This is a genomic window from Paenirhizobium selenitireducens ATCC BAA-1503 (assembly GCF_900492185.1).
In the GTDB taxonomy this organism is placed as follows: Bacteria; Pseudomonadota; Alphaproteobacteria; order Rhizobiales; family Rhizobiaceae; genus Allorhizobium; species Allorhizobium selenitireducens_A.
The window spans coordinates 365,240-391,351 of sequence record NZ_UEYP01000001.1 but is presented as its reverse complement, the minus strand read 5'-3'; the positions used below and the strand labels follow the sequence as shown (position 1 = coordinate 391,351).

Annotated in this window: 24 protein-coding genes; 11 read left to right on the top strand and 13 right to left on the bottom strand. The window is 63.5% G+C overall.

Annotated features, from left to right (window positions below; genetic code table 11):
- Nucleotides 1–4: 4 nt before the first annotated feature.
- Genes RHIZ70P_RS01860 through rph form a run of 5 tightly spaced genes read right to left on the bottom strand, consistent with a single transcriptional unit; the run spans nt 5 to nt 3,773 of the window.
- Entirely contained in the window at nt 5–742 is a 738-nt protein-coding gene (locus RHIZ70P_RS01860; protein ID WP_115668670.1) for a class I SAM-dependent methyltransferase, read from the bottom strand.
- Nucleotides 743–767: 25 nt separating this feature from the next.
- Nucleotides 768–1,949, bottom strand: coding sequence for a radical SAM family heme chaperone HemW (hemW, locus tag RHIZ70P_RS01855; protein ID WP_115668669.1), 1,182 nt, complete (start codon nt 1,947–1,949; stop codon nt 768–770).
- 7 nt (nt 1,950–1,956) lie between these two features.
- Nucleotides 1,957–2,601, bottom strand: coding sequence for an RdgB/HAM1 family non-canonical purine NTP pyrophosphatase (gene rdgB / locus RHIZ70P_RS01850; protein WP_115668668.1), 645 nt, complete (start codon nt 2,599–2,601; stop codon nt 1,957–1,959).
- An 11-nt stretch (nt 2,602–2,612) separates the two neighbouring features.
- Nucleotides 2,613–3,029 (bottom strand): VOC family protein, encoded by a 417-nt coding sequence (locus RHIZ70P_RS01845; RefSeq protein WP_115668667.1) that lies wholly within the window; start codon nt 3,027–3,029, stop codon nt 2,613–2,615.
- A 27-nt stretch (nt 3,030–3,056) separates the two neighbouring features.
- A complete protein-coding gene (gene rph, locus RHIZ70P_RS01840) occupies nt 3,057–3,773 on the bottom strand; it encodes a ribonuclease PH (RefSeq protein WP_115668666.1) in 717 nt (238 codons plus the stop codon).
- 172 nt (nt 3,774–3,945) lie between these two features.
- On the opposite strand from rph, the gene hrcA reads away from it, so the two are divergent.
- Nucleotides 3,946–5,034 (top strand): heat-inducible transcriptional repressor HrcA, encoded by a 1,089-nt coding sequence (gene hrcA, locus RHIZ70P_RS01835; RefSeq protein ID WP_115668665.1) that lies wholly within the window; start codon nt 3,946–3,948, stop codon nt 5,032–5,034.
- Between the two features lie 99 nt (nt 5,035–5,133).
- Nucleotides 5,134–5,751 (top strand): nucleotide exchange factor GrpE, encoded by a 618-nt coding sequence (grpE, locus tag RHIZ70P_RS01830; protein ID WP_115668664.1) that lies wholly within the window; start codon nt 5,134–5,136, stop codon nt 5,749–5,751.
- A gap of 71 nt (nt 5,752–5,822) precedes the next feature.
- On the opposite strand, the gene ptsN is transcribed toward grpE, so the two are convergent.
- The 6 genes from ptsN to lptC all read right to left on the bottom strand — a co-directional run bounded on the left by ptsN (nt 5,823) and on the right by lptC (nt 10,961).
- Entirely contained in the window at nt 5,823–6,287 is a 465-nt protein-coding gene (gene ptsN, locus RHIZ70P_RS01825; protein WP_115668663.1) for a PTS IIA-like nitrogen regulatory protein PtsN, read from the bottom strand.
- Between the two features lie 71 nt (nt 6,288–6,358).
- Nucleotides 6,359–6,943 (bottom strand): ribosome hibernation-promoting factor, HPF/YfiA family, encoded by a 585-nt coding sequence (gene hpf / locus RHIZ70P_RS01820; RefSeq protein ID WP_115668662.1) that lies wholly within the window; start codon nt 6,941–6,943, stop codon nt 6,359–6,361.
- Nucleotides 6,944–7,174: 231 nt separating this feature from the next.
- Nucleotides 7,175–8,746, bottom strand: a complete 1,572-nt coding sequence (gene rpoN / locus RHIZ70P_RS01815; protein ID WP_115668661.1) for an RNA polymerase factor sigma-54 — start codon at nt 8,744–8,746, stop codon at nt 7,175–7,177.
- Between the two features lie 148 nt (nt 8,747–8,894).
- Nucleotides 8,895–9,680 (bottom strand): LPS export ABC transporter ATP-binding protein, encoded by a 786-nt coding sequence (lptB, locus tag RHIZ70P_RS01810; protein WP_181903933.1) that lies wholly within the window; start codon nt 9,678–9,680, stop codon nt 8,895–8,897.
- A gap of 40 nt (nt 9,681–9,720) precedes the next feature.
- Nucleotides 9,721–10,281, bottom strand: coding sequence for an LptA/OstA family protein (locus tag RHIZ70P_RS01805; protein WP_115668659.1), 561 nt, complete (start codon nt 10,279–10,281; stop codon nt 9,721–9,723).
- Between the two features lie 14 nt (nt 10,282–10,295).
- Complete coding sequence (gene lptC, locus RHIZ70P_RS01800) at nt 10,296–10,961, bottom strand: LPS export ABC transporter periplasmic protein LptC (protein ID WP_115668658.1); 666 nt, start codon at nt 10,959–10,961, stop codon at nt 10,296–10,298.
- A gap of 341 nt (nt 10,962–11,302) precedes the next feature.
- Here lptC and RHIZ70P_RS01795 point away from each other — a divergent pair, with 341 nt between their 5' ends.
- The 6 genes from RHIZ70P_RS01795 (at nt 11,303) to RHIZ70P_RS01770 (ending at nt 15,739) form a co-directional block, all read left to right on the top strand.
- On the top strand, nt 11,303–11,605 hold the full coding sequence (locus RHIZ70P_RS01795; protein ID WP_028738774.1) for an integration host factor subunit beta: 303 nt from the start codon (nt 11,303–11,305) through the stop codon (nt 11,603–11,605).
- Between the two features lie 110 nt (nt 11,606–11,715).
- A complete protein-coding gene (locus tag RHIZ70P_RS01790) occupies nt 11,716–12,060 on the top strand; it encodes a DUF1049 domain-containing protein (RefSeq protein ID WP_115668657.1) in 345 nt (114 codons plus the stop codon).
- Nucleotides 12,061–12,213: 153 nt separating this feature from the next.
- Complete coding sequence (locus RHIZ70P_RS01785) at nt 12,214–13,377, top strand: class I SAM-dependent methyltransferase (protein WP_419178255.1); 1,164 nt, start codon at nt 12,214–12,216, stop codon at nt 13,375–13,377.
- Nucleotides 13,374–14,234, top strand: coding sequence for a TrmH family RNA methyltransferase (locus RHIZ70P_RS01780; protein ID WP_115668656.1), 861 nt, complete (start codon nt 13,374–13,376; stop codon nt 14,232–14,234). The genes RHIZ70P_RS01785 and RHIZ70P_RS01780 overlap by 4 nt, the downstream gene beginning before the upstream one ends.
- Nucleotides 14,231–14,722 (top strand): signal peptidase II, encoded by a 492-nt coding sequence (gene lspA, locus RHIZ70P_RS01775; RefSeq protein ID WP_115668655.1) that lies wholly within the window; start codon nt 14,231–14,233, stop codon nt 14,720–14,722. The genes RHIZ70P_RS01780 and lspA overlap by 4 nt, the downstream gene beginning before the upstream one ends.
- A gap of 138 nt (nt 14,723–14,860) precedes the next feature.
- Entirely contained in the window at nt 14,861–15,739 is an 879-nt protein-coding gene (locus tag RHIZ70P_RS01770; protein ID WP_115668654.1) for a GNAT family N-acetyltransferase, read from the top strand.
- 90 nt (nt 15,740–15,829) lie between these two features.
- On the opposite strand, the gene RHIZ70P_RS01765 is transcribed toward RHIZ70P_RS01770, so the two are convergent.
- Nucleotides 15,830–18,115 carry an NADP-dependent malic enzyme gene (locus RHIZ70P_RS01765; protein ID WP_115668653.1) on the bottom strand — a complete coding sequence of 762 codons (2,286 nt, stop codon included), beginning with the start codon at nt 18,113–18,115 and terminating at the stop codon, nt 15,830–15,832.
- A 113-nt stretch (nt 18,116–18,228) separates the two neighbouring features.
- On the opposite strand from RHIZ70P_RS01765, the gene mutS reads away from it, so the two are divergent.
- The 3 genes from mutS to murJ all read left to right on the top strand — a co-directional run bounded on the left by mutS (nt 18,229) and on the right by murJ (nt 25,463).
- Nucleotides 18,229–20,964 carry a DNA mismatch repair protein MutS gene (gene mutS, locus RHIZ70P_RS01760; protein ID WP_419178254.1) on the top strand — a complete coding sequence of 912 codons (2,736 nt, stop codon included), beginning with the start codon at nt 18,229–18,231 and terminating at the stop codon, nt 20,962–20,964.
- Nucleotides 20,965–21,063: 99 nt separating this feature from the next.
- Nucleotides 21,064–23,892 (top strand): [protein-PII] uridylyltransferase, encoded by a 2,829-nt coding sequence (locus tag RHIZ70P_RS01755; protein ID WP_115668652.1) that lies wholly within the window; start codon nt 21,064–21,066, stop codon nt 23,890–23,892.
- Nucleotides 23,893–23,894: 2 nt separating this feature from the next.
- Entirely contained in the window at nt 23,895–25,463 is a 1,569-nt protein-coding gene (gene murJ, locus RHIZ70P_RS01750; RefSeq protein ID WP_115668651.1) for a murein biosynthesis integral membrane protein MurJ, read from the top strand.
- On the opposite strand, the gene RHIZ70P_RS01745 is transcribed toward murJ, so the two are convergent.
- Nucleotides 25,460–25,891, bottom strand: coding sequence for a YcbK family protein (locus RHIZ70P_RS01745; protein ID WP_115668650.1), 432 nt, complete (start codon nt 25,889–25,891; stop codon nt 25,460–25,462). The two genes, murJ and RHIZ70P_RS01745, sit on opposite strands and share 4 nt — an antisense overlap.
- Nucleotides 25,892–26,112 lie beyond the last annotated feature (221 nt).

Genomic DNA, 26,112 nt, shown 5'->3' with positions numbered 1-26,112 from the left:
CGTCTCAGGCTTCGGCAATCACGATGATTTCGGGGCTGTGCGCGGCAAGCGGCGTTCCGTCCCAGTCTCCGAGCCATTGGACCGAGGAGAAGCTGGCAGCCTTGAGCAGCTGGGCGATGGTATTCCGGCCCGGAAACCGCAGCGTGCTCTCGCTGATCCGGCGCTCGCCGCTCTCCAGCAGGGTGAAGACGGCGTCGAAGCGGACGAAATCTCCCCATGCGTCCCGCACCTGATAGTAGACCTCGACTTGCCCGATGCCCGGCACATCGGTCCGTTCGCGCGTTCGCTCCTCGGTCCAGCCTTCCCACGCCCGCGCCGGCGGATTACGGCTCTCGAAGACGAGTCGGCCGCCCTCCGCAAGGTGCCTGCGCGCGCTGGACAGGACGGCAAGCGTTTCGGCATCGTCGAGGAAGACTTGGAAGACATGGCCGGTCATAATGATCAGGTCGAAGGTCTCGCCAAGGGCAAAGTCGCGGGCGTCCGCGGCAATCCGGCGGACCGTGCCGGCCTTGTCCTTCTGGCGGGCGACGTCGAGCATGCCGGGCGCGGGATCGAGGCCGGTGACGGCGTGACCGAGATCGGCGAGCCGCAGCGCGACGGACCCGGTGCCGCAACCAAGGTCGAGAATGCGGCAAGGGTCGCGAGGCAAGCTCAGATAAAAGTCGCCATCGGCGCCGTGAACATTGAAGCTGTCATAGAGGATCGCCATGTCGTGGCGGGCAAAGGCGGCATCGACCGGCATGGCGTCTTCTCCTCGTTTCGCCTTCTCAGCAGGCGAGATCGGCCACCACCGCGTCGAGGATCAGCATGCCCTTGGGCGTGCAGCGCAGGCGCGAATTGCCGAGCCGCTCGATGAAGCCGTGTTCCAGTAAAGTCTGCTCGCGCGCCGGATCGGGATCGCGGCCGGAAAGCTGCTGCCAGCGGGCAAGGTCCACGCCTTCGCGCAGCCGAAGTCCCATCAAAAGCAGTTCGTCGGCCTGCTCGTCCGAGCCCAGCAATTCCTGTTCGATCATGCCGTGGCCATCGCGCTCGACGGCAGTGAGCCAGCCTTCCGGATTGCGTTCGGTGGCGGTCGCCAGCTTGTCGCGGCCGCGCGTCAGCCGTCCGTGGGCGCCGGGGCCGATGCCGGCATAGTCGCCATAGCGCCAATAGGTCAGGTTGTGCCGGCTCTCCGCGCCCGGGTGGGCATGGTTGGAAACCTCATAGGCCGGAAGCCCTTCGCTTGCCGTGATCTCCTGCGTGGCCTCATAGAGCAGCGCTGCCTGCTCCTCGTCCGGCACGATGAACTTGCCGGCCTTGTGCAGGCCGTAGAAGGCCGTGCCTTCCTCGATGGTCAGCTGGTAGAGCGAGAGGTGGTCGACGGCATAGGAGATCGCCTGGCGCAATTCCTTTTCCCAGGCATCGACCGTCTGGTGCGGCCGGGCATAGATCAGGTCGAAGGACATGCGCGGAAAGATCTCGCGCGCCAGCCGGATCGCCTTCAAGGCATCCTCGACATCGTGCAGCCGGCCGAGGAATTTCAGGTCCGGATCGTTGAGCGCCTGGACGCCGAGCGAGGCGCGGTTGACGCCGGCTGAGCGATAGCCGCGAAAGCGGGTCGCCTCGACGCTCGACGGATTGGCCTCCATGGTGATCTCGATGCCGTCGGGCACGTGCCACTGGCGGGCAATGCCGTCGAGGATGGCGCCGACGGTCTTAGGGTCCATCAGCGAGGGCGTGCCGCCGCCGAGAAAGATGCTGGTGACGGTCTTGGGCCCGCTGAGCCGGCGCATCTCCTCCATCTCCTGCAGGAAGGCGGAGACGAAGCGCGGCTGGTCGACCGGCTGGTGGCGGACATGGCTGTTGAAATCGCAATACGGGCACTTGGCCGCGCAGAACGGCCAATGCACGTAAACGCCGAAGCCCGGCTCGCCGGTATCGGGCAAAAGAAGCGGCGGGGCCTCTGACATCGGCGGTTCAGGCCTCCAGGCAGGTTTCGACGAAGGTCTTGAAGGCACGCGCCCGATGCGACAGCGCTTGCGCATCGCCCGGCTTCCAGCCGTGCTTTTCTTCCGACGTCATCTCGCCAAAGGTGGAGTCGAACCCCTCAGGCTGGAAGACGGGATCGTAGCCAAAGCCCTTGGTGCCGCGCGGCGGCCAGACGATCGTGCCCTCGACTTCGCCGCGGAACATCTCGGTGTGGCCGTCGGGCCAGGCAAGGCAAAGCACGCTGACGAAACGCCCGCTGCGCTGGTCGGGGCTGGTGGCGCCACGTTCGGCAAGGGCCTTTTCGACCTTCTCCATCGCCATGGCAAAGTCGCGGCTGCCGTCCTCGCGCTCGGCCCAGTTGGCCGTGTAGACGCCGGGCGCGCCGTCGAGCGCATCGACGACCAGGCCGGAATCGTCCGACAGCGCCGGCATGCCCGAAGCGCGAGCGGAGGCGAGCGCCTTGATCGCGGCATTCTCCTCAAAGGTCGTGCCGGTCTCGTCGGGTTCAGCGAATTTCAGTTCGGCCGCGCTCTTGGCCGAAAACCCGAACGGGCCGATCAGGTCGGCGATCTCGGCGATCTTGCCGGCATTGTGGCTGGCAACCACGATGGTGCGGGTGTCGAGCTTTCGCATGCGGTCAAATCCTATTTAAGGTTCCAGAGCCGGGGCTCTGCGCATTCCAGGCTGTTGCCGGCCGGATCGCGGAAGTAGATGGAGCGCGCCCCGTTCGGCCAGAAGAAGTCCGATTCCACCGGCACGCCCGCCGCCTGCAGCCGCTCGACGATCCCCTCTATCTGTTCGCCGCGCACGCGGAAGCAGACATGGCCGGGTCCGGTCGCCCCATGGCTCGGCACCGGCAGGGCACCGGCCGGGACGGGCTTTGCCGTCTCGGCCGGGTTGAAGATCAAGAGGATGCCGGGGCCGCAGCGGTAGAACAGGTGTCGGTTTGCCTGCCGGGTCACCTTTTCCAGGCCGAGCACGCCGCCGTAGAAGGCTTCCGCCGCATCGAGGTCAGCGGCGTAGAGCGCTGTCTCCAGGATACCTTCCAAGGGCTGCGTCACGTCTCCCGGTCCTCTGGTCTTTCGCGTCTAGAGCAGGGCCTGCTTCTGCATCTCGACGAGTTCACCGATGCCGCCGCGGGCAAGCCGCATCAGCGTCAGGAATTCCTCTTCCGAGAACGGCGCGCCTTCGGCGGTCCCCTGCACCTCGACGATCGCGCCCGAGCCGGTCATGACGAAGTTGGCATCGGTCTCGGCCGCCGAATCTTCCAGGTAGTCGAGGTCGATGACCGGCTGGTTGGCGAAGATGCCGCAGGAAATGGCCGCGACATGGTCTTTGAGGACCTTTTCGACCTTGACCATGTTGCGCGCTTCCATCCACTTCAGGCAGTCGTGAAGGGCGATCCACGCGCCGGTGATCGAGGCCGTGCGGGTGCCGCCATCGGCCTGGATGACGTCGCAGTCAAGGGTAATCTGGCGTTCGCCGAGCGCTTCGAGATCGACGATGGCACGCAGCGAGCGGCCGATCAGCCGCTGGATTTCCTGCGTGCGGCCGCCCTGCTTGCCGGCTGCGGCTTCGCGCTTCATCCGGTCGCCGGTGGCGCGCGGCAGCATGCCGTATTCGGCCGTGACCCAGCCCTTGCCGCTGTTGCGCAGCCACGGCGGGGTCTTCTCTTCCAGGCTTGCGGTGCACAGCACATGTGTGTCGCCGAACTTGACGAGGCAGGAACCCTCCGCGTGCTTGGAAAAATTGCGCTCGAAGGACACCTTGCGCATTTGGTCGGTTTTTCTGCCTGATGGCCGCATTGCCCACTCCTGAGATCGTTAGAGGCCTTCTACGGTCCGTGGTTGCGATTTGCAAAGAAAAACCATGATGCCGGCCAATTCCGGCGGAACTTGGCGAAATTCCCCATTGGTGATCGCTGCGGGAGTGACTATATTTCAGGGCAATGACAGACCAACAACGCCTACGCGACGCATGAAATCACCGAAGTCACCGTCGAAGGACGTGACCGCTTCGCTGGACGAGCGCTCCAGGGAAGTTTTTCGACGTATCGTCGAAACCTATCTGGAGTCGGGCGATCCGCTCGGGTCGCGCAATCTTTCCCGCCTGCTGCCGATGTCGCTGTCGCCGGCATCGGTGCGCAATGTCATGGCCGATCTCGAGGATCTGGGGCTGATCTATTCCCCGCATATCAGCGCCGGCCGTCTGCCGACGCAGCAGGGACTGCGCTTCTTCGTCGACGCCTTTATGCAGGTCGGCGATCTGACCGCCGAGGAACGCGGCAGCATCGAGCGGCAGATCCGCCCGCCGGGTCCGGCCCAGCCGATGGAAAACCTGCTCACCGAGGCAAGCCGCATGCTCTCCGGCCTGTCGCGCGGCGCGGGCCTGGTCATCTCGGCCAAGAACGACCCGATCCTCAAGCATGTCGAGTTCATCCGCCTGGAGCCGACCAAGGCACTCGCGGTGCTCGTCGGCGAGCACAATCAGATCGAGAACCGCATCATCGACCTGCCGGTGGGCATCACGGCCTCGCAACTGACGGAAGCCGCGAATTTTCTCAATGCCAATCTGGCCGGGCAGACGCTTCCCGAATTGCGGACCCAGTTGGTGAAGCTGAAGCAGCAGGTGGCCGGTGAACTCGACACGCTGTCGCAGGACCTGGTCGAGCGCGGCCTTGCCGTCTGGTCGGGCGGCAGCGACGAGGAAAAGCCGACGCGGCTGATCGTGCGTGGCCGCGCCAATCTGCTCGAGGGCCTTGCCGGCTCGGAAGACGTCGACCGCCTGCGGCTGTTGTTCGACGACCTGGAGCGCAAGGAAAGCCTGATCGAGATCCTCAATCTCGCCGAAAGCGGTCCGGGCGTCAGGATCTTCATCGGTTCGGAAAACAAGCTGTTCTCGCTGTCGGGCTCGTCGCTCATCGTTGCGCCCTATCGCGACGGCGAAGACAAGATCGTCGGCGCGGTCGGCGTCATAGGCCCGACACGGCTCAACTATTCCCGCATCGTGCCGATGGTCGACTATACGGCCCAGCTGATGGCGCGATTGGCGCGTTCGGGACTGTAGCGGATCGGGCGCGACACTTCTTTCGCCAGAACCTTGATTTTTCCACCTTAAACCCTGATATCGGGCACGAATTGCAAACACTGTCACTCGGAGGACGTCATGACCGACGAAGCCAACAACAACGGCCCTGACACAGCGGCTGAAACCGCCGCGGCCGATGCCGCGCAGGACGCCGCAACCCCCGGCACGGAAGCGGAGGTTGACCCGATCGAGACGCTGAAGGCGGAAAATGCCGAACTGCGTGATCGCTTCCTGCGGCTGGCCGCGGAAATGGACAACCTGCGTCGCCGCACGGAGCGCGAGCTGAAAGACGCCAAGGCCTATGCCGTCACGGCGTTTGCCCGCGACATGCTGTCGGTCTCGGACAATCTGCGCCGCGCGCTTGAAGCTCTTCCGGACGAAGCCCGCGCCGCCGCTGATACCGGTCTTTCCGCTCTGGTCGAGGGTGTCGAGATGACGGAGCGTGGCATGCTTGCGACGCTCGAGCGCCACGGCGTTCGCAAGATCGACGCGGAAGGCCAGAAGTTCGACCCGAACTTCCACCAGGCCATGTTCGAAATCCCCAATGCCGACGTGCCCAACAATACCGTGGTGCAGGTGGTCCAGGCGGGCTATGCGATCGGCGACCGGGTACTGCGCCCGGCCATGGTCGGTGTCGCCAAGGGCGGCCCGAAGGCCGAAGGTAACGGCGATGCTGCGGACGTCAAGAACGGCTGAGCTGCGGCTCACCGGCAATCAAACGAAAAAAGCGCCCGACGGGCGCTTTTTTCATGAGGTCGTCTCGGCGCTCAGGCGGCGTTCGACGCCTGTTCCTCGTTGAGAAAGGCATAGATGGCGGAGGCGGAATCGGTTGCGCGAAGCTTGGCCACCAGGTCCTGGTCGCGCAGCACGCGGGCGATACGCGACAGCGCTTTCAGGTGATCGGCGCCGGCGCCTTCGGGCGCGAGCAGCAGAAACACCAGATCGACCGGCTGGTCATCCAGGGCCTCGAAGTCGACCGGGGTTTCCAGCCGGGCGAAAATGCCGGTGATGGCGTGGATGCGGCTGAGCTTGCCGTGCGGAATGGCAATGCCGTTTCCAACGCCGGTTGAGCCGAGCCGCTCGCGCTGCAGGATGACGTCGAAGATTTCCCGCTCGGAAATGCCTGTCAGTTTCGAGGCTTTGGCCGCCAGTTCCTGCAGGAGTTGCTTCTTGGAATTCACCCGAAGCGCGGGAACGACCGCATCTTGTTGCAGCAAATCTGCCAAGGCCATTTCAAAATCCTTCATGCCGCCGAGACAAGGATGAGGCAGGCGGCGGCGAACCGCCGCTTGCCGTGGGCTGGTCAGCCCCTGATGTTGGCGGGATCAATCCATCCGATATTGCCGTCGTGACGGCGGTAGACGATGTTCACTTCCTGCGTGCCCGGCGTGCGGAACAACAGGATCGGCTCATCCGTCATGTCGAGTGCCATGACGGCATTGGCAACCGACATCGTGCGCAGCTTCTTGGTGCTTTCGGCAACGATCGTCGGCGCGTAGTCCTCCGGCACTTCGTCGTGTTCGTCCGGCACCGCATCCATGACCGTATAGGCGATCTCGACAGCCGGGCTCGCCTGGTTGTTCGGATGGTGGTCCTTGAGCTTACGCTTGTAACGGCGCAGGCGTTTCTCGATGCGGTCCGCGGCAATGTCAAAGGCGATCTGCGGGTCGTTGGCCGAGCCGGTGGCCTGCAGGTTGGCACCGGCGTCGAGGTGCACCATGCAATCGGCGACGAACGGCGCTGCGGCTGCTGCCGACTTCGTTACGGTAACCTGGCCCGAATAGCCTCCGTCGAAGTACTTCGTGACGGCGTCTTCGACCCGCTCGCCGATCTTTTGCCGGAAAGCATCGCCGATTTCCATATGTTTGCCGGATACACGAACACTCATGGCGTTTCCCTTCTTATCATTGGTTGGCGTCGATCAGCTTACGCCAAGCCCCTTCCGCATCCAAGCTTTTCAAGCGCTAATGTCGGTTCGTTTCCTGTGTGCCGAGCGTAGATTTGGGGATAAGTCGGAACGTCTGAACCTCTGTCGATCGGGGCGGGCTTCTAGCCCTGCCACCTGTAAAAGTCAACGCCTTCTTAACCTTTCCTCAACCTGGGCGGTGATTTCGCAATCCTAAATTGCCGCGACCTTGGCGATCGCGCGCTTCTCGCGGCGACGCTGGACCGAGGACGGAATATTCATCGCCTCGCGATATTTCGCCACGGTGCGGCGCGCCAGATCCACCCCGGAGGATTTCAGCGTGTGCACGATATCGTCGTCCGACAGCACGGCATCGGAGCTTTCCTGGGCGATCAACGCGCGGATGCGATGGCGCACCGCCTCGGCCGAATGATTGTCGCCGCCCTCGGCCGAGCCGATCGAGACACTGAAGAAGTATTTGAGCTCGAACAGCCCGCGCGGCGTCAGCATGTATTTGTTCGACGTCACCCGGCTGACCGTCGATTCGTGCATCTTGATCGCGTCGGCGACCGTCTTGAGGTTGAGCGGCCGCAACTGGTCGACGCCGTGAAGCAGGAAGGCGTCCTGCTGGCGGACGATCTCGCTCGCCACCTTGACGATCGTGCGGGCCCGCTGGTCCAGGCTCCGCGTCAACCAGTTTGCGTTCTGCAGGCATTCCGACAGGAAAGCCTGGTCCTTGTCGGAGGCCTTGCTTCCCTTGCCGACGGCCGTCACATAATTCTGGTTGATCAGCACGCGGGGCAGGGCGTCCGGATTGAGTTCGACACGCCAGCTGCCGTCCGGCGCCGGGCGCACGACGATGTCGGGAACCACCGATTCAAGGATGCTGTTCTCGAAGCCGCTGCCCGGCTTCGGGTTGAGCTTGCGAATCTCGGCCAGCATGTCGATGAGATCCTCCTCATCCACGCCGCAGAGCCTTTTGAGGCTGGAGAAGTCGCGTTTGCCGAGCAGTTCGAGATTGTCGATCAGCGACTTCATCGCCGGATCGAGGCGATTGCGTTGCTTCAGCTGGATCGAGAGGCACTCGCTGAGCGAGCGGGCGAATATGCCGGGCGGATCAAGATCCTGGAGCGTTTCCAGGACGGTCGACAAATGTTCTGCCGTTTCACCGAGCCGCGCGGCTATCTCGTCGATATCGGCGCGCAGATAGCCGGCTTCATCGAGGTGATCCATGAGGATCGCGGCAATCAGCCGATCGCCGGGCTTGGACAGCGCAAAGGGAATCTGCTGATTGAGGTGGTCGCGGATGCTGATCTGGCCGGCGACGAAATCATCGAGGTCATAGCCTTCCCCTTCGCCTGATCCACCGCCGGGCATGGATTTCCATTGGCCGAGCAGTTCCGGCGCATCGGCGCGCGTCGCTGTTCCCTCGTCGGAAAGCGCCGTGTCGAAATTGGCATCAAGGCGGTCATCGAGCCTGTCGCCATGCCCGGGTTCGTACCATTCGCTGTCGAGAGAGGGACTTGGCTCGGCGTGCTCGTCGCTCGCGCTGCTCTCGTGCTGGTTGGCTGAAGGAGCGTCGTCATTGCCGCCGGTCCGCGGCTCGCCCAATTGTTCGCCACCCTCCGCCGCCATTTCGAGCAAAGGGTTCTTTTCCACCTCCTGCGCGATGAAATTCATCAGTTCGAGATGAGTCATCTGCAACAACTGGATGGATTGCATCAGTTGCGGTGTCATCACCAGCGACTGGTTCTGGCGCAGGAACAGGTTTGCCGACAACGCCATGGCGGACGCGAAACTCCCCTATACAGCCTTGAAATCCCGCTCTGTGGCGCGGGACTTTCCGTTGTAATCCACTTGGCCCAAAAATTGCTTTTTTGCGAGGTTTGGTCAAGCCGAACCGTGGGGTGCCGGCGTATTTCTTAAGTAGGGGTCAGAGGCTGAACTTGTCGCCGAGGTAGAGGCGGCGCACATCCGGGTTGTTGACGATGTCGTTGGCCCGCCCGTGCGTCAGCACCTCGCCGGCATGGATGATGTAGGCGCGGTCGATCAGCCCGAGCGTTTCGCGGACATTGTGATCGGTGATCAGCACACCGATGCCGCGCGCCGTCAGGTGACGGACGAGGTTCTGGATGTCGGATACCGAAATCGGATCGACGCCGGCAAATGGCTCGTCGAGCAGCATGAAGGTCGGATCGGTGGCCAGTGCCCGGGCGATTTCGAGCCGCCGGCGTTCGCCGCCTGACAGCGCCACCGCCGGAGACTTGCGCAATTTCTCGATGTGAAACTCGTGCAGCAGTTCGTCGAGCTTGGCATCACGCTTCTTGCCGTCGCTCTCGTGAAGTTCGAGCACCGCCCGGATGTTGTCCTCGACCGTCAGGCCGCGAAAGATCGAGGCTTCCTGCGGCAGGTAGCCGACGCCGAGGCGCGCGCGCCGATACATCGGCATGCCGGTGACTTCGTTGCCGTTGATGGCGATCGTACCGGCATCGACCGGCACGAGGCCGGTGATCATGTAGAAACAGGTCGTCTTGCCGGCGCCGTTCGGGCCGAGCAGGCCGACGGCTTCGCCGCGGCGCACGACCAGCGATACGCCGTTGACCACGCGGCGGGTATTGTAGCTTTTCGTCAGGCCGTGGGCGATCAGTGTCCCCTCATAGCGCGTCTTGTCGAGACGCACTTCCGCAGGATTGGGCTGCGGCGCGCGATTGGCGCCGATCAGGTCTGAGACGACGGGAATTTTCACGTTGTGGCCGATACTAATTCTTCTTCTGGGACTTGGGATCGAGCTGGATCTGCACGCGACCGCCACAGCTGTCGAGTTTGGCTTCTCCCGAATTCATCTGCACCGTCAGCTTGCAGCCGACGAAGACGTTCTGGCCTTCCGACAGCACCACCCGGTCGCCTTCCAGCACGAAGACCTGGGCGTCGAGATTGAAGGTGCCCTTGTCCGCCGTCGCCTGCTGCGTTCCGGAAGACAGGAAGACCTTGTCGGTGACGTCGATCTTCTCGATGTCGGCATTGCCGTTGGTGACGCTGGTGCCCTCGCCGCGGTAGTGCACGGTCATGTTGCCCGACTGCAGCGTCGTCGTGCCCTGCACGACCTTGACATTGCCGGAAAACAGCGCGGTCTTTTCCTGCTCGCGGATCTCCAGCGTATCGCTTTCGATCTGGATCGGCTGGTCGTTCGACAGCTTGAGGCCATTCAGATTGCTCTTTGTCGCCTGGGCCAACGCGGCCGGCGAGCAGGCCAGTAAGGCAAGACCGGTTGCGACCAGGAGGCCAGTCTTGAAGGACGATGTACGGCGTTCGAAATTCATGACGGGCCCGGCTCTCAATTGCCTGTTTTGCGGATGGCGGACGGTTCGATGTTTACCCGAACGGCGCCCTGAAAAGTGATGATGCGTCCCTTATCCGTTATCTTGAGCGACTGCGCAACAATCGACGCTTCGTCCGCCTTGATGGCGACCGGATCGCTCGTCTCCATCTTGCCGCCCTTGATGTCGAGATGGGCGGACTGGAAGCTGGCCTCGAGGCCGGTCGAGAGCTTGATGGTGAAGGGCTTGTCCATGTCAAGAAGATCGGAGGAGCGGTCGAACACCCCGCTCAACGCCTCGACCCGGGCGATGATCTTCTCGTTCAGCGGCACGGCTGCTGCAATCGTTTCGAGCGCGATGATGTTCGGGTTCTTGATGTCCTGAAGCGCGCGTTCGGCCCGCATCGAATAGCTGATGCCGTCTTCGTTGCGCCCGGCGATTGCCGGCTTTTCCATCACCACCTTGCCATTCTCGATCTTGGCCGAGGCGATCTGCAGGTTCTCCGGCAGATAGGCCCTGACCACCGAGACGCCGACGAAGGCGAGCGAGATGAGTAAGGCGACGACAGGCAGAAGGACCTTCAAGCGCTTGACCCGGGCGGAATGGCTGACGGCAAGGCGATAGGCATCGCCCTCTGGCCGGCCGCCAGCGGTCGTCGCACCATGGTCCACGCGATTCAACATAAGTGAAGCCTGTTCGGGTTGGCCTGCCCGGATAAGCGGGGGAGGAATCCGGTTGACATTTCGCATTATTGCATTCGCTTGCCAATATGGAAATTGCCCGAGCGAATACAAGCGGCCGCCGCCGGTCCGGACGGCAAGGGCCTGAAAACCCATGCTGCCTGGCTCCGATGTCCAAGATGAGGCGAAACGACCGCCGAAGGTTGATTATCCCGCGACATTGTGGTGTTTTACCGGCGGCCGAGCGGATCGCCTCGGGCCGGTTAAGTTGTTCCTTGACGCTGCTTTTTCGGTTTGGCACGTTTGGAGCGACCAAGGTCTACTCAACCATTCAGGGGGCGCGCGTGATCAAGTCGGAACTGGTGCAGATTGTCGCGGCGCGTAATCCGCATCTCTACCATCGTGACGTGGAAAACATCGTCAATGCGGTTCTGGACGAGATCACCGACGCGCTCGCGGCGGGCAATCGCGTCGAATTGCGCGGCTTCGGCGCGTTTTCGGTGAAAAACCGGCCTTCGCGCTCGGGCCGCAATCCGCGCACCGGCGAAACCGTCTTCGTCGAGGAAAAATGGGTTCCCTTCTTCAAGACCGGCAAGGAATTGCGCGAACGGCTCAATCCCGGCATGGCAGACGAAGGCGACGAATAATCGGTCAGAAGCCCGGCGCGCTTGAAAAGCCCGCGACGCGGCTTAACTTGGAGGCATCCGCCGAACTGAGATCGGATGCGTGGCGGCGGGCCGCCGAGGAGTAATGCGCTATGGTCAAGAAAGTCGTCAGTCTGGTTGTCTTCGTGCCCCTGGCGATCGTGCTGATCGTCTTGTCGGTGGCCAATCGGCAGGCGGTGACGCTCGCGCTCAATCCGTTCAAGCCCGACGACGCCCTCTTGTCCCTGACCGCGCCATTCTTCGTCTTCCTGTTTCTCGCGCTCATTCTGGGCCTTCTGCTCGGCTCTGCCGCGACCTGGCTCGCTCAGGGCAAGTACCGCAAGAAGGCCCGCACCGAATCCCGTCAGGCCGTGCGCTGGCAGGCCGAGGCCGATCGACACAAGAGTCGCGCCGAACAACTGGCCGGCAGCGGATTGCCGCAGATTCCGGCCAAGTGACGCTGAACAGGTGATGCTGGCCAGATGACACGGCAAACGTGACGCTGTCGCACGCAAGGTGCGCGAAGATGCGGGCGGGAAAGCGCTTTTCCCAGCTGTGCAGGGGTGCTAAGGCGTTTCGCTCGATTTCAGGACGACAAGCAGGATCATCGCGTGAAGAACAAGGAACGCCGGCCGATGCGCAACGCATCCGCCGGAAAGGCCGGGAAGGCGTCCAAGCCCATGGCGAAGCCTGTCAAGGCTGGCCTTCGCGATGCGGACCGGAGCGCTTCCTTGAAGCCGCACGGCGTCAAGCTTTCCGAAGGCGAGGCGCGCGCGTCGAAGCCGGCCGACATGTCGATGGCGGTTGACAGTGCCCGCCCGCCGGCCGAGCCGCAGCGGACACTGATGGTGCGCACCGGCGAGCGCCCGGCCGAACGCGTGCCGGTGATCCTCGAATCCCAGGGCGCCGGCGACTTCCATCTGATCGACAGCGGCGCGGGGGAGAAGCTCGAGCAATACGGTCCCTATCGCATCGTCCGGCCCGAAGCCCAGGCCTTGTGGCCCAAGACACTGCCGGCGCATGTCTGGGAAAAGGCCGATGCGATCTTTACCGGCGACACCGATGAGGACGGCATGGGCCGCTGGCGCTTTCCCCGCGAAGCGCTCGGCGAGACCTGGCCGCTATCGCTGCTCGGCGTCGATTTTCTCGGCCGTTTCACATCCTTCCGTCACGTCGGCGTGTTCCCTGAGCAGATCGCCCACTGGAGCTGGATGAAGGAGCGTGTCGAGACGGCAGATCGACCGCTGAAGGTGCTGAACCTGTTCGGCTATACCGGTGTTGCCTCGCTGGTCGCGGCTGCCGCCGGCGCCGAGGTCACCCATGTCGATGCGTCGAAGAAGGCGATCGGCTGGGCCCGCGAGAACCAGTCGCTGAGCCGGCTCGACAAGGCGCCGATCCGCTGGATCTGCGACGACGCGATGAAGTTCATTCAGCGCGAGGAGCGGCGCGGCCACCGCTACGACATCATCCTGACCGATCCGCCGAAATTCGGCCGGGGACCGAATGGCGAGGTCTGGCACCTGTTCGAGCATCTGCCGCTGATGCTCGACATTTGCCGCGAACTCCTGGCACCCAAGACGCTGGGCCTGGTGCTCACCGCCTATTCGATCCGCGCGAGCTTCTATTCGATCCACGAACTGATGCGCGAGACGATGCGCGGCAAGGGCGGCCTCGTCGAATCCGGCGAACTGGTGATCCGCGAGGCCGGCCTCGACGGCAAGACCCCGGGCCGGGCGCTCTCGACCTCTCTTTTCAGCCGCTGGGTGCCGAAATGAACGAAGAGTACAGGAATGACGGCCCCCGCCGGGTCGGCCAGGTCAAGGAAATCACCAGCCTGGCCAATCCGATCATCAAGGACATCAAGGCGCTGTCCTTGAAGAAGACGCGCGACGAGACCAAGAGCTTCATGGCGGAAGGCCTGAAGCTGGTCATCGACGCGCTCGATCTGGGCTGGACGATCCGCACACTGATCTATTCCAAGGGTGCCAAAGGCAAACCCCTGGTCGAAAAGGTCGCCGCCCGTACCGTCGCCGCAGGCGGGCTGGTGCTCGAGGTCAGCGAGAAGGTCATGGCGTCGGTCACCCGGCGGGAAAATCCGCAGATGGTCGCCGGCGTCTTCGAACAGCGCTGGAAGTCGCTGAAGGTTGTCCGGCCCTCAGGATCCGAGACGTGGGTGGCGCTCGACCGCGTCCGCGATCCCGGCAATCTCGGCACCATCATCCGCACCGCCGACGCCGCTGGCGCCTCGGGCGTGATCCTGGTCGGCGACTGCACCGACCCGTTTTCGCTGGAGACCGTGCGCGCCACGATGGGCTCGCTCTTCGCCGTGCCACTGGTCAAGACGACGCCCGCCGATTTCCTGCGCTGGAAGAAGGAGTGCGGCGCGCGTCTCGTCGCGACCCATCTCGCCGGCGCGGTTGACTATCGCACTATCGACTACCGCAGCAAGCCTGTCGTGCTGATGATGGGTAACGAGCAGTCGGGCCTGCCCGACGATATGGCGGGTGCTGCCGATGCGCTGGCCCGCATTCCGCAGGTCGGACGCGCCGATTCGCTCAATCTGGCCGTTGCGACCGGCGTCATGCTGTTCGAGGTCCGCCGCCATCTTCTGACCCTCGACGGGCCCAAATGAACACCTTCCTCGCCCCCTTCAGCCGGCCGCTGCCGGCCGCGATCTTCATCGCCATTGCCTTGCTGCTCGACCAGGCGATCAAGCTTGCCGTCGAGCTTTACCTGCCGCTGCACGAGGCCGTGCCGGTCATGCCCATGCTGGCACTCTACCGCACGCACAATCTCGGCGTCGCCTTCTCCATGCTGGCCGACGCCCATGGCTGGTTCATCGTCGGCTTGCGGATCGTCATCGTCGCTTTTGTCCTGTGGCTGTGGAAACGGACCGGCCCCGGACACCACATCGCCCATCTCGGCTTCGCCATGATCATCGCCGGTGCGCTCGGCAATATCATCGACCGCTTCGTCTATGGTCACGTGGTCGACTACGTCCTCTTCTACACCCAGACTTGGTCCTTTGCCGTGTTCAATCTTGCCGATAGCTTCATCAGTGTCGGTGCCGCTCTCATACTCCTCGACGAGATACTGGCGCATCGGGCCTCGAAAGCGTAATCTGCCCTTTGCCGCGGATGCGTGAGACAGCCGGAAACGGAAGAGCCCGCCGGGGCTCCATCAGTGCAGCGTCATCTGTCACTTTGCTGTCGCACATCCATGGTTTATGGCGCTTTAAGACAACCCGGACGAGTCGCTATGAGCATTGAACTTTTGGATCGAGTGTCCCTGGTCGATGGTGGCGCGCAGTCCGCCGCAGTCGCCGGTCGGACGACGGAAGGCTTGCTCGGACGCATCGGCAACCTGGAGACCAGGATTGCCCGCAACGATCGCGAGATCGATGCCGCGCAGGCCGTTCGCTACCGGGTCTTCGTCGAAGAGATGGGCGCGCAGATCCCTTCGGATTCGGCCCGCCGCAAGCGCGACATCGATGCCTGGGACATGGTCTGCGATCACCTCCTGGTGCTGGACCGCTCGCTCGACTGCGACCCGGAGGATCAGATCGTCGGCACCTACCGGCTTCTGCGTCACGACGTGGCGCGCACCAATGGCGGCTTCTACTCGGCGACCGAATTCGACGTCGACGCCCTGATGGCACGTCATCCGGAAAAGCGCTTCATGGAACTCGGCCGTTCCTGCGTTCTGCCGGAATACCGCAGCAAACGCACCGTCGAACTTCTGTGGCAGGGATGCTGGGCCTATGCGCTGACCCATCGTGTCGATGCCATGTTCGGCTGCGGTTCGTTCCCCGGCATTCGTCCCGAAGAGCATGCGCTGGCGCTGTCCTTCCTCTACCACAACGCCGTGGCGCGTGATGAATGGGCGGTTCGTGCACTGCCCGAACTTTATCGTGAAATGGATCTGATGCCGGTCGAGGCGATCAATCCGCGCAAGGCGCTTGCCGCCATGCCGCCGCTGATCAAGGGCTATCTGCGGCTCGGCGCGATGATCGGCGAAGGCGCGGTGGTCGATCACGCCTTCAACACCACGGACGCATTGATCGTCCTGCCGATCTCCAGCATTTCCGACCGTTACCGCAACTATTACGGCGCCGACGCCGGCCGCTTCGCCAGCTGATTCTCATGCCTTGAAAGCTTGAGGAAAAAAACAGCCCGCCGACTTGGGTCGGCGGGCTGTTCTTTGGTGCTTGGTCGGGCCTATGCCGGATCACTCGCCGGCATTGTAGGCGGCGATCGCCGCCATGTTGACGATGTCGCTGTCCTTGGCGCCGATCTGGGCGATCTGCACGGACTTCTCCAGCCCGACCAGCAGCGGACCGATCACGGTCGAGCCGCCGAGTTCCTGCAGCATCTTGGTCGAGATCGAGGCAGAGTGGATCGCTGGCATGACCAGGACATTTGCGGTGCCCGACAGGCGGCAGAACGGGTACTGCTCCATGCGGTGGGCGTTGAGCGCGACGTCAGCCCCCATTTCGCCGTCATACTCGAAATCGACACGGCGCTTGTCGAGGATCTTTACCGCCTCGCGCAACCGTTCGGAGCGTTCACCGGTCGGATGGCCGAAGGTCGAATAGGCGAGAAGCGCCACGCGGGGTTCGTAGCCGAGGCGTCGGGCAAGACCGGCAGCCTCCTCGGCGATGTCGGCGAGTTCTTCGGCCGTCGGCATGTCGTGGACGGCGGTGTCGGCCACCAGAACCGTGCGGCCGCGCGTCAGCGCCAGCGACACACCGATCACCCGATGGCCCGGCTGCGGATCGATGCAGCGGCGAACGTCCTCGAGCGCGGTCGAATAGTTGCGAGTGGTGCCGGTCACCATGGCGTCGGCATCGCCGAGCGCCACCATGCAGGCGGCAAAATGATTGCGGTCGGTGTTGATCAGGCGCTGGCAGTCGCGGTGCAGGTAGCCTTTGCGCTGCAGGCGCGAGTAGAGATATTCGGTGTAGGCCTCGACCCGGGTCGAGACGCGGGCATTGACCACCTCGATGCCGGGGCGGTCGAGATCGATGCCCGCGCGTTCGGCGGTTTCCTTGAGCGGCGCATCGCGACCGAGCAGGATGGCGGTGCCGAGCCCTTGGTTGACGAAGGAAATCGCTGCCCGCATCACCTGCTCTTCCTCGCCCTCGGCGAAGACGACACGCTTGGGATTCTGACGGACCCTCTCGTAGAGGCGCTGGGTCGTGGCCGCAATCGGGTCGCGCCGTGCAAAAAGCTCGCGGCTATAGGCGTCGAGGTCTTCGATCGCCTTACGGGCAACCCCGGTCTCCATCGCCGCTTTCGCCACCGCGACCGGGATGGCCGAGATCAGGCGCGGATCGAAGGGCACGGGAATGATATATTCGGCCCCGAAGCGCGGCCGGTTGCCCTGGTACGCGGCCGCGACGTCGTCCGGCACGTCCTCGCGCGCCAGGCTCGCAAGCGCCCTGACGGCGGCGATCTTCATCGCGTCGTTGATCTGCGAGGCACGCACGTCGAGCGCTCCCCGGAAGATGTAGGGAAAGCCCAGAACATTGTTGACCTGGTTCGGATAGTCCGAGCGGCCCGTCGCCATGATGGCGTCGTCACGGATCTCGGCGACTTCCTCCGGGGTGATTTCCGGGTCGGGGTTGGCCATGGCAAAGATGATCGGGTTTGCCGCCATGGAGCGGATCATGTCGGCGGAAAACGCGCCCTTCTGCGACAGGCCGAGCACGACGTCGGCACCTTCCATGGCTTCCTTCAGCGTGCGGCGGTCGGTCTTGACCGCATGGGCCGACTTCCACTGGTTCATGCCCTCGATCCGGCCCTGGTAGATCACGCCCTTGGTGTCGCACAGGATGATGTTGGCGGGATTGAAGCCCATCGCCTTGATGAGCTCGATGCAGGCGATCGCCGCAGCGCCGGCGCCGTTGCAGACCAGCTTGGTGGTCTTGAAGTCGCGGCCGGTCAGCTCGAGCGCGTTGATCAGGCCTGCCGCGGCGATGATCGCCGTGCCGTGCTGGTCGTCATGGAAGACCGGGATGTCCATGATCTCGCGCAGTCGGCTCTCGATGATGAAGCAGTCCGGCGCCTTGATGTCTTCGAGGTTGATGCCGCCGAAGGAGGGCCCGAGATAACGCACGCAGTTGATGAATTCCTCGACATTCTCGGTATCGACCTCGAGATCGATCGAATCGACGTCGGCGAAGCGCTTGAAGAGCACGGCCTTGCCCTCCATTACCGGCTTGGAGGCCAGCGCGCCGAGATTGCCCAGTCCGAGAATGGCCGTGCCGTTCGAGATGACGGCGACCATGTTGCCGCGCGTCGTGTAGTCGTAGGCGGTCGCCGGATCGGCGGCGATCGCCTTCACCGGAACGGCGACGCCCGGCGAGTAGGCAAGCGACAGGTCGCGCTGGGTGGCCATGGCCTTTGTCGGGGTGATTTCCAGCTTGCCCGGCCGTCCCTGGGCGTGGAAATCGAGTGCTTCCTGTTCCGTGACCGACGTCTTGCTGCGTCCGTTGCGATCCTTGCTTGCCATGTTCCCTCGAAGCTTGTTGTGGGCAGCCTTGGCCCGGTCGACCTTGGCGGTTGTTTTTGCTTGGCTTAGGTCGTTAGTGTTGCACGACTTCCGTTTCAAGAAAACTTCAGACAGTGACAATCAACAGCGTCCCCACCAACGAGGTCCTGAACGCCGCCGAGCTTGCCTCGGAGGAAAGCCGCGCGTCTGCGACCCCGATGATGGAGCAGTATATCGAGATCAAGGCCAACAATCCGGGCAGCCTGCTGTTCTACCGGATGGGCGATTTCTATGAGCTGTTCTTCGAGGATGCCGTCGACGCCTCGCGCGCGCTCGGCATCACGCTGACCAGGCGCGGCCAGCATCTGGGCCAGGACATCCCGATGTGCGGCGTGCCGGTCCATGCCGCCGACGACTACCTGCAGAAGCTGATCTCGCTCGGTTTCCGCGTCGCAGTCTGCGAACAGGTCGAGGATCCGGCCGAGGCGAAGAAGCGCGGATCGAAGTCGGTCGTCAAGCGCGACGTCGTGCGTCTCGTGACCCCCGGCACGCTGACCGAGGAAAGGCTGCTTTCGCCATCGGAATCGAACTACCTGATGGCGCTTGCCCGCATCCGGGGCGGTGCGACCCCGCAATTGGCGATCGCCTGGATCGACATCTCGACGGGCATCTTCCGTCTCGCCGAGACCGACGAGGGGCGTCTGCTCGCGGATATCCTGCGGATCGAGCCGCGTGAACTGATCGTCGCCGACACGCTGTTCTTCGATCCGGAACTGAAACCTGCCTTCGATGTGCTTGGCCGCGTGGTCGTACCCCAGCCGGCGGTGCTGTTCGACAGCGCGACGGCGGAAGGGCGCATCGCCCGCTATTTCGGCGTCAAGACGCTGGATGGTTTCGGCACGTTCAGCCGCGCAGAGATTGCTGCCGCCGCCGCCGCCGTTGCCTATGTCGAGAAGACCCAGATCTCCGAACGCCCGCCGCTCGGGCTTCCCGAGCGCCAGAGTGCTGCCTCGACGCTGTTCATCGATCCCGCCACCCGTGCCAATCTCGAGCTGGTGAAGACGCTGTCGGGCGATCGCAACGGCTCCCTGCTGAAAGCCATCGACCGGACGGTAACCGGCGGCGGCGCCCGCCTTTTGGCCGAGCGGCTGATGTCACCGTTGACCGATCCGGAGCAAATTGCCGGGCGGCAGGATTCCGTCGCCTTCCTGCTGTCCGAGCCATCGCTCTCCGACCGGCTGCGCGACGGCCTCAAACGCGTGCCGGACATGCCGCGCGCGCTCTCGCGCCTGGCGCTCGATCGCGGCGGCCCGCGGGACCTTGGCGCGATCCTGCAGGGGATCGTCACGGCCGGCGAGGTCGCGGCACTGCTGGGCAGTGCGGTTCTTCCCGAAGAACTCGCCGCAGCCGTTGCGGATCTCAAGGTCTTGCCCAAGGCGCTCGCCGACCTGCTCGGCGCGATGCTGGCGGAAGAGCTGCCGCTGCTGAAGCGGGACGGTGGCTTCCTCAAGGCCGGTGCCGTCCCCGAGCTCGACGAGGTACGGGCACTGCGCGACCAGTCGCGCCGGGTGATTGCCGGCCTGCAACTGCAATATGCCGAGGAGACCGGCATCAAGTCGCTGAAGATCAAGCACAACAACGTGCTCGGCTATTTCATCGAGGTGACCGCCGGCAATTCCGGAACGATGACGGACGGGGAGGCGGCCAAGGCCCGCTTCATCCACCGCCAGACCATGGCCAGCGCCATGCGCTTCACCACGACCGAGCTTGCCGATCTGGAAACCCGCATCGCCAACGCCGCCGGCCAGGCGCTGTCGATCGAGCTCGAGGCCTTCGAGCGGATGACGGCGGAGGCGGTCGCTGCCGCCGAGCCGATCAAGGCGGCAGCGCGGGCGCTGGCCGTCATCGACGTTGCCGTCGGGCTGGCCGCCCTTGCCGAGGAGCAGGGCTATTGCCGCCCGCTGGTCGACGACAGCCGAATGTTCTCCATCGTCGCCGGTCGCCATCCGGTGGTCGAACAGGCGCTGCGCCGCCAGTCGGCGAGCCCCTTCATCGCCAATGACTGCAATCTCTCGCCGTCGGAGACGGGCTCGGACGGCGCGATCTGGCTGCTGACCGGCCCCAACATGGGCGGTAAATCGACCTTCCTGCGCCAGAACGCGCTGATCGCCATCCTGGCGCAGATGGGCTCCTTCGTGCCGGCGGGTGCTGCCCATATCGGCGTGGTCGATCGCCTGTTCTCCCGCGTTGGTGCTTCCGACGACCTGGCGCGCGGCCGTTCCACCTTCATGGTCGAGATGGTCGAGACGGCGGCGATCCTCAACCAGGCGACCGAGCGCTCGCTCGTCATCCTCGACGAGATCGGCCGCGGCACGGCGACTTTCGACGGCCTGTCGATCGCCTGGGCGGCGGTCGAACATCTGCATGAGGTCAATCGCTGCCGCTCGCTGTTTGCCACCCATTTCCATGAACTGACGGTGCTGTCGGAAAAGCTCGAGCGCCTTTCCAACGTCACCATGCGGGTCAAGGAATGGGACAATGACGTGATCTTCCTGCACGAAGTCGGCCCCGGCGCCGCCGACCGTTCCTATGGCATTCAGGTGGCGCGCCTTGCCGGTCTGCCGGCTTCCGTCGTGGCCCGGGCGCGTGATGTGCTGACCCGCCTGGAGGATGCCGATCGCAAGAACCCGGCAAGTTCGCTGATCGACGACCTGCCCTTGTTCCAGGTGGCGGTGCGCCGTGAGGAGGCGAAAAAGGCAGGGCCGTCCAAGGTCGAGGAAATGTTGAAAGGCCTTGATCTCGACGACATGACACCGCGCCAGGCGCTCGACGCGCTGTATGACTTGAGGAAACAACTTGGCAAGCCTTGAGGGCTAATATCCCTGTCCAAGGCGCCCGAAAGGCGTTATAGCGCCATCCGTCGCCGGCCTTCGGGCAGGCCGACAAGCCGAAGAAAGCATGCCGCAACAATGGCCATGACCGAACTCGAATACGGCGACCTGCTCGACGTCGCCGCCCTCAAGGCTGACTGCGAGGCCGTCGCGCTCGCACATTCCGGTCACCTGCTCGACATCCGGGCCGGGCTGCTGCCGATCCTCAAGAAGGTCAGCGCCGACGGCCGGGAACTGGCCAAGGAAAAGCTGTTCCAGGATGGCAGCGGGATCAATTGCGCCCGGCGGATCTCGTGGATTCAGGACCAGCTGATTTCGGTGATCTTCGATCTCGTCGTACGCCACGTCTATCGCGACAAGGCCGACATGGTCGCGGTCTCGGCGGTCGGCGGCTATGGCCGCGGCACACTGGCACCGGGCTCGGACATCGACCTCCTGTTCCTGACGCCTCCCAAGCTGACGGCGGACATGCACAAGGCGGTCGAGTTCATGCTCTATCTGCTGTGGGACATCGGCTTCAAGGTCGGCCATGCGACCCGCACCGTGGATGAGTGCATGCGCCTGTCTAAGGACGACATGACGATCCGCACGGCCATTCTGGAAACGCGCTTCGTCTGCGGCCAGGAGGCGCTCGTCACCGAACTGCAGCGCCGCTTCGACCAGGAAGTGACAAACAATACAGCGCCGGAATTCATCGCCGCCAAGCTGGCCGAGCGGGACGAACGTCATCGCAAGGCGGGGGACAGCCGCTATCTGGTCGAGCCCAACGTCAAGGAAGGCAAGGGCGGGCTGCGTGACCTGCAAACGCTGTTCTGGATTGCCAAATATCGCTACCACATCCGCGACGCCGGCGATCTCGTCCGGCTTGGCGTGCTGTCCCGCCAGGAATGGCGTCTGTTCGAGAAGGCCGACGACTTCCTCTGGGCGGTGCGTTGTCACATGCACTATCTGACCGGCAAGCCGGAGGAACGCCTCTATTTTGATATCCAGCCGGAGATCGCCCGCAATCTCGGCTACCAGCCACGCCCCGGCCTTTCAGCCGTCGAGCGCTTCATGAAGCACTATTTCCTCGTCGCCAAGGATGTCGGCGACCTGACGCGTATCTTCTGCGCGACACTCGAGGAGCAGCAGGCCAAGGCGGCGCCGGGCCTGACCGGCGTGATCGGGCGTTTTGCCAATCGCGCCCGCAAGCTGCCGGGCACTCCGGAATTCATCGAGGACCGTGGCCGCATTGCGCTCGCCGATCCGGATGTCTTCAAGCGCGATCCGGTGTCGATCATGCGGCTCTTTCACGTCGCCGACCTGAAGGGGCTGGAATTCCATCCCGACGCGCTCAGGGCCGTGACCCGCTCGCTGGCGCTGATCGACCACGACTTCCGCGAGAACGAGGAGGCGAACCGCCTCTTCCTTGCCATCCTCACGTCGCGCCGTGATCCAGGCTTCGTGCTGCGGCGGATGAACGAGGCCGGCGTGCTCGGCCGTTTCATCCCCGAATTCGGTAAGATCGTCTCGATGATGCAGTTCAACATGTATCATCACTACACCGTCGACGAGCATCTGATCCGCACCGTGGAAGTGCTGGCCGAGATCGACAAGGGCAAGGCCGAGGACATTCATCCGCTGTCGGCCAAGGTGCTGCCGAGCATCGAGGATCGGCAGGCATTCTATGTGGCCGTCCTGTTGCACGATGTCGCCAAGGGCCGCCAGGAAGACCATTCCATCGCCGGCGCCAAGGTGGCACGCAAGCTCTGCCCGCGCTTCGGCCTCAATGCCAAGCAGACCGAGCTCGTCGCCTGGCTGATCGAGCAGCATCTGCTGATGTCGATGGTCGCCCAGACCCGCGACCTGCACGATCGCAAGACGATCACCGACTTCGCCGAGAAGGTCCAGTCGCTCGATCGGTTGAAGATGCTGCTCGTCTTGACCGTCTGCGACATCCGCGCGGTCGGGCCGGGGGTTTGGAACGGCTGGAAGGGCCAGTTGCTGCGCACGCTTTACTACGAGACGGAATTGCTCCTGTCCGGCGGTTTCTCCGAAGTGTCGCGCAAGGAGCGGGCCAAGCATGCGGCCGAAATGCTGACGCAGGCACTCGGCGACTGGAGCCAGAAGGACCAGAAGACCTATACCAAGCTGCACTACGAGCCCTATCTGCTCTCCGTGGAGTTGGAAGACCAGGTGCGCCACGCCCATTTCATCCGTGAAGCGGACAAGGCCGGCAAGGCGCTGGCGACCATGGTTCGCACCCACTCCTTCCATGCGATCACCGAGATCACGGTGCTCTCGCCCGACCATCCGCGCCTGTTGTCGATCATCGCCGGCGCCTGTGCCGCGGCCGGTGCCAACATTGCCGATGCGCAGATTTTCACCACCTCCGACGGTCGGGCGCTCGACACCATTCTGGTCAACCGCGAGTTCCCCATCGACGAGGACGAGATGCGGCGTGCCGCAACCATCGGCAAGATGATCGAAGACGTGTTGTCGGGCCGCAAGCGTCTGCCGGAAGTGATTGCCACCCGCAGCAAGGGCAAGAAGAAGAACAAGACCTTCCCGGTCCAGCCGCATGTGACGATCTCGAACACGCTGTCGAACAAGTTCACCGTCGTCGAAGTCGAATGCCTCGACCGCATCGGCCTGCTTGCCGAAATCACCGCGGTCCTCTCCGACCTGTCGCTCGACATCCACTCGGCGCGCATCACCACCTTCGGCGAAAAAGTTATCGATACCTTCTACGTCACGGACTTGGTCGGTCAGAAGGTGACCAACGAGAACCGCCAGGCGAGCATCGTCACCCAGCTAAAGGCTGTCATGGCCGAGCAAGGTGACGAACTGCGCGATCGAATGCCGTCCGGCATCATCGCCCAGGCCGTCCAGCGCGCCGTTCCGGTCCAGAAGAAGGCCAAGGTCTGACCATGGGGCTGGTGAAGAAGTTCATGACCGTCGGCGGCGCGACGCTCGGCAGCCGCGTCTTCGGCTTTGCCCGCGAAACGCTGATGGCGGCAGCACTCGGCACCGGGCCGATGGCCGACGTCTTCTATGCCGCCTTCCGCTTTCCCAATCTCTTTCGCCGGCTGTTTGCCGAAGGCGCTTTCAACGCCGCCTTCGTGCCGCTGTTTGCCAAGGAGATCGAGGCCAACGGCGTTGACGGTGCCAAGCGCTTCTCCGAGGAAGTCTTCGGCGTGCTGTTTACCGTGCTCTTGCTCATCACCATCGTCATGGAGCTTTCCATGCCGCTGCTGGTGCAATGGGTGATCGCGCCCGGCTTTTCCGATGATCCGGTCAAATATTCCCTGACGGTGCGCCTTGCGGCGGTCATGTTCCCTTATCTGATGTGCATGTCGCTGACCGCCATGCTGTCCGGCATGTTGAATTCGCTGCATCACTTCTTCGCAGCCGCCATCGCTCCGGTCTTTCTCAACATCCTGATGATCGGCGCCCTCCTTTGGGCGCTCTATACAGGTGCTGATCCGGCGATGACCGCCTGGTATCTCTCCTGGTCGGTTCTCGCCGCTGGCGTGTTGCAGATGGCGGTGGTCTATGCCGGTGTGCGCCATGCCGGCATCAAGCTTTCCTTCAAATTTCCGCGCTTCACGCCGAACGTGAAACGCCTGCTGGTGCTGGCCGTTCCGGCCGCGGTAACCGGCGGCATCACCCAGATCAACCAGCTGATCGGCCAGGCGATCGCCTCGGGCAAGGAAGGGGCGATCGCCGCCCTTCAATATGCCGACCGTATCTATCAATTGCCGCTCGGCGTCGTCGGCGTGGCCGTCGGCGTGGTGCTCTTGCCCGAGCTCGCGCGCGCGCTGAAGGCCGGTCACATGAAGGAAGCCGGCAACATCCAGAACCGCTCGATGGAATTCGTTCTGTTCCTGACCCTGCCGGCCGCAGCCGCGCTCTGGGTCCTGTCGGATGAGATCATCCGCGTGCTCTACGAGCGTGGCGCCTTTACGCAGGAGAACACCACGGTGGTCGCCGCGATCCTGGCAATCTACGGCATCGGCCTCCCGGGCTTCGTCATGATCAAGGCATTGCAGCCGGGCTTCTACGCCCGCGAAGATACCCGCACGCCGATGCGGTTCACCGGGATTTCCGTGGTGATCAACTCCGCCCTGGCGATCTCGCTGTTCCCAATCCTCGCCGAACGCGGCATCGCCATCGCCGAGGCGGCCGCCGGCTGGATCAACACCGTGCTGCTTTTCATAACGCTGCATCGCCGCGGTCACCTGACCTGGGAATGGGCCCTGTTCACCCGCACCCTGCGCCTGATGATCGCCGCGGCGATCATGGCGGTCATGCTGGTCTATCTGTCGGACTATTGGTCCGCCTGGCTGGCGCCGGATGCCTCGTTGCTCCATCAGCTGACAGCGCTTGGCGGCCTGGTGGCCATCGCCATGGTCGTCTACTTCGGCGTCGCCTTTGCCATTGGCGGGGCAGACATCGGCATGCTGCGGCGGAACCTGAGGCGCAAGCCCAAGGCCTAGCGGCGACCGCAATGACGCCAGATGCGTTTCGGACCGATGTCGACATGGACGAGGCCGTTGCAGTACCGGCCGATGCCGCCAATACCAGGAGCACTGGCGGCGGCTGCCAGCACGCGTTTTTCCGACACGCCGGGCACGCGAATATCCGCCGCATAGCAGTGACTGTGCTGCGAGCCGCCGGAATGTGGGCGGTGGCCCGACGTGATGACCGGCTTGCGGCCGGTCTTATGCGCAATATGCGCAAGGACCCGCCTGAGCTCCTTCGGAAAGCAATTGGCCCGCACACTGACCCGTTGCAGCGTATAGGCGGCGGTGTAGTCGTGCTTCAGCTTGACGACACGCCGTTCCTCCCTGCTTCCGGCCAGAGCCGCGGTGTTCAGGCTGAGCGTCAAGAGGCAGGCAAGCGCGACGCGATAAGGAATGCGCATGATATCCCCCGTGGAAGGACCTTTCCTCATGAAAGGCTATCTAGGTTGCGGGGAGGCATTTCATTCCTAAAAGTGACGTCAATAAGGAGAAAAATGCTCCAATTCAGGAATCCTGCTGCCGCAATGGTTAATCTGCATTAACCTCGGTGGCGGATGCGCTGCGTTCCGGGCGCGGTTCTCGGGAAAATTCCGGGTTGAGTTCCGACCGTGCTCGAGCTCCA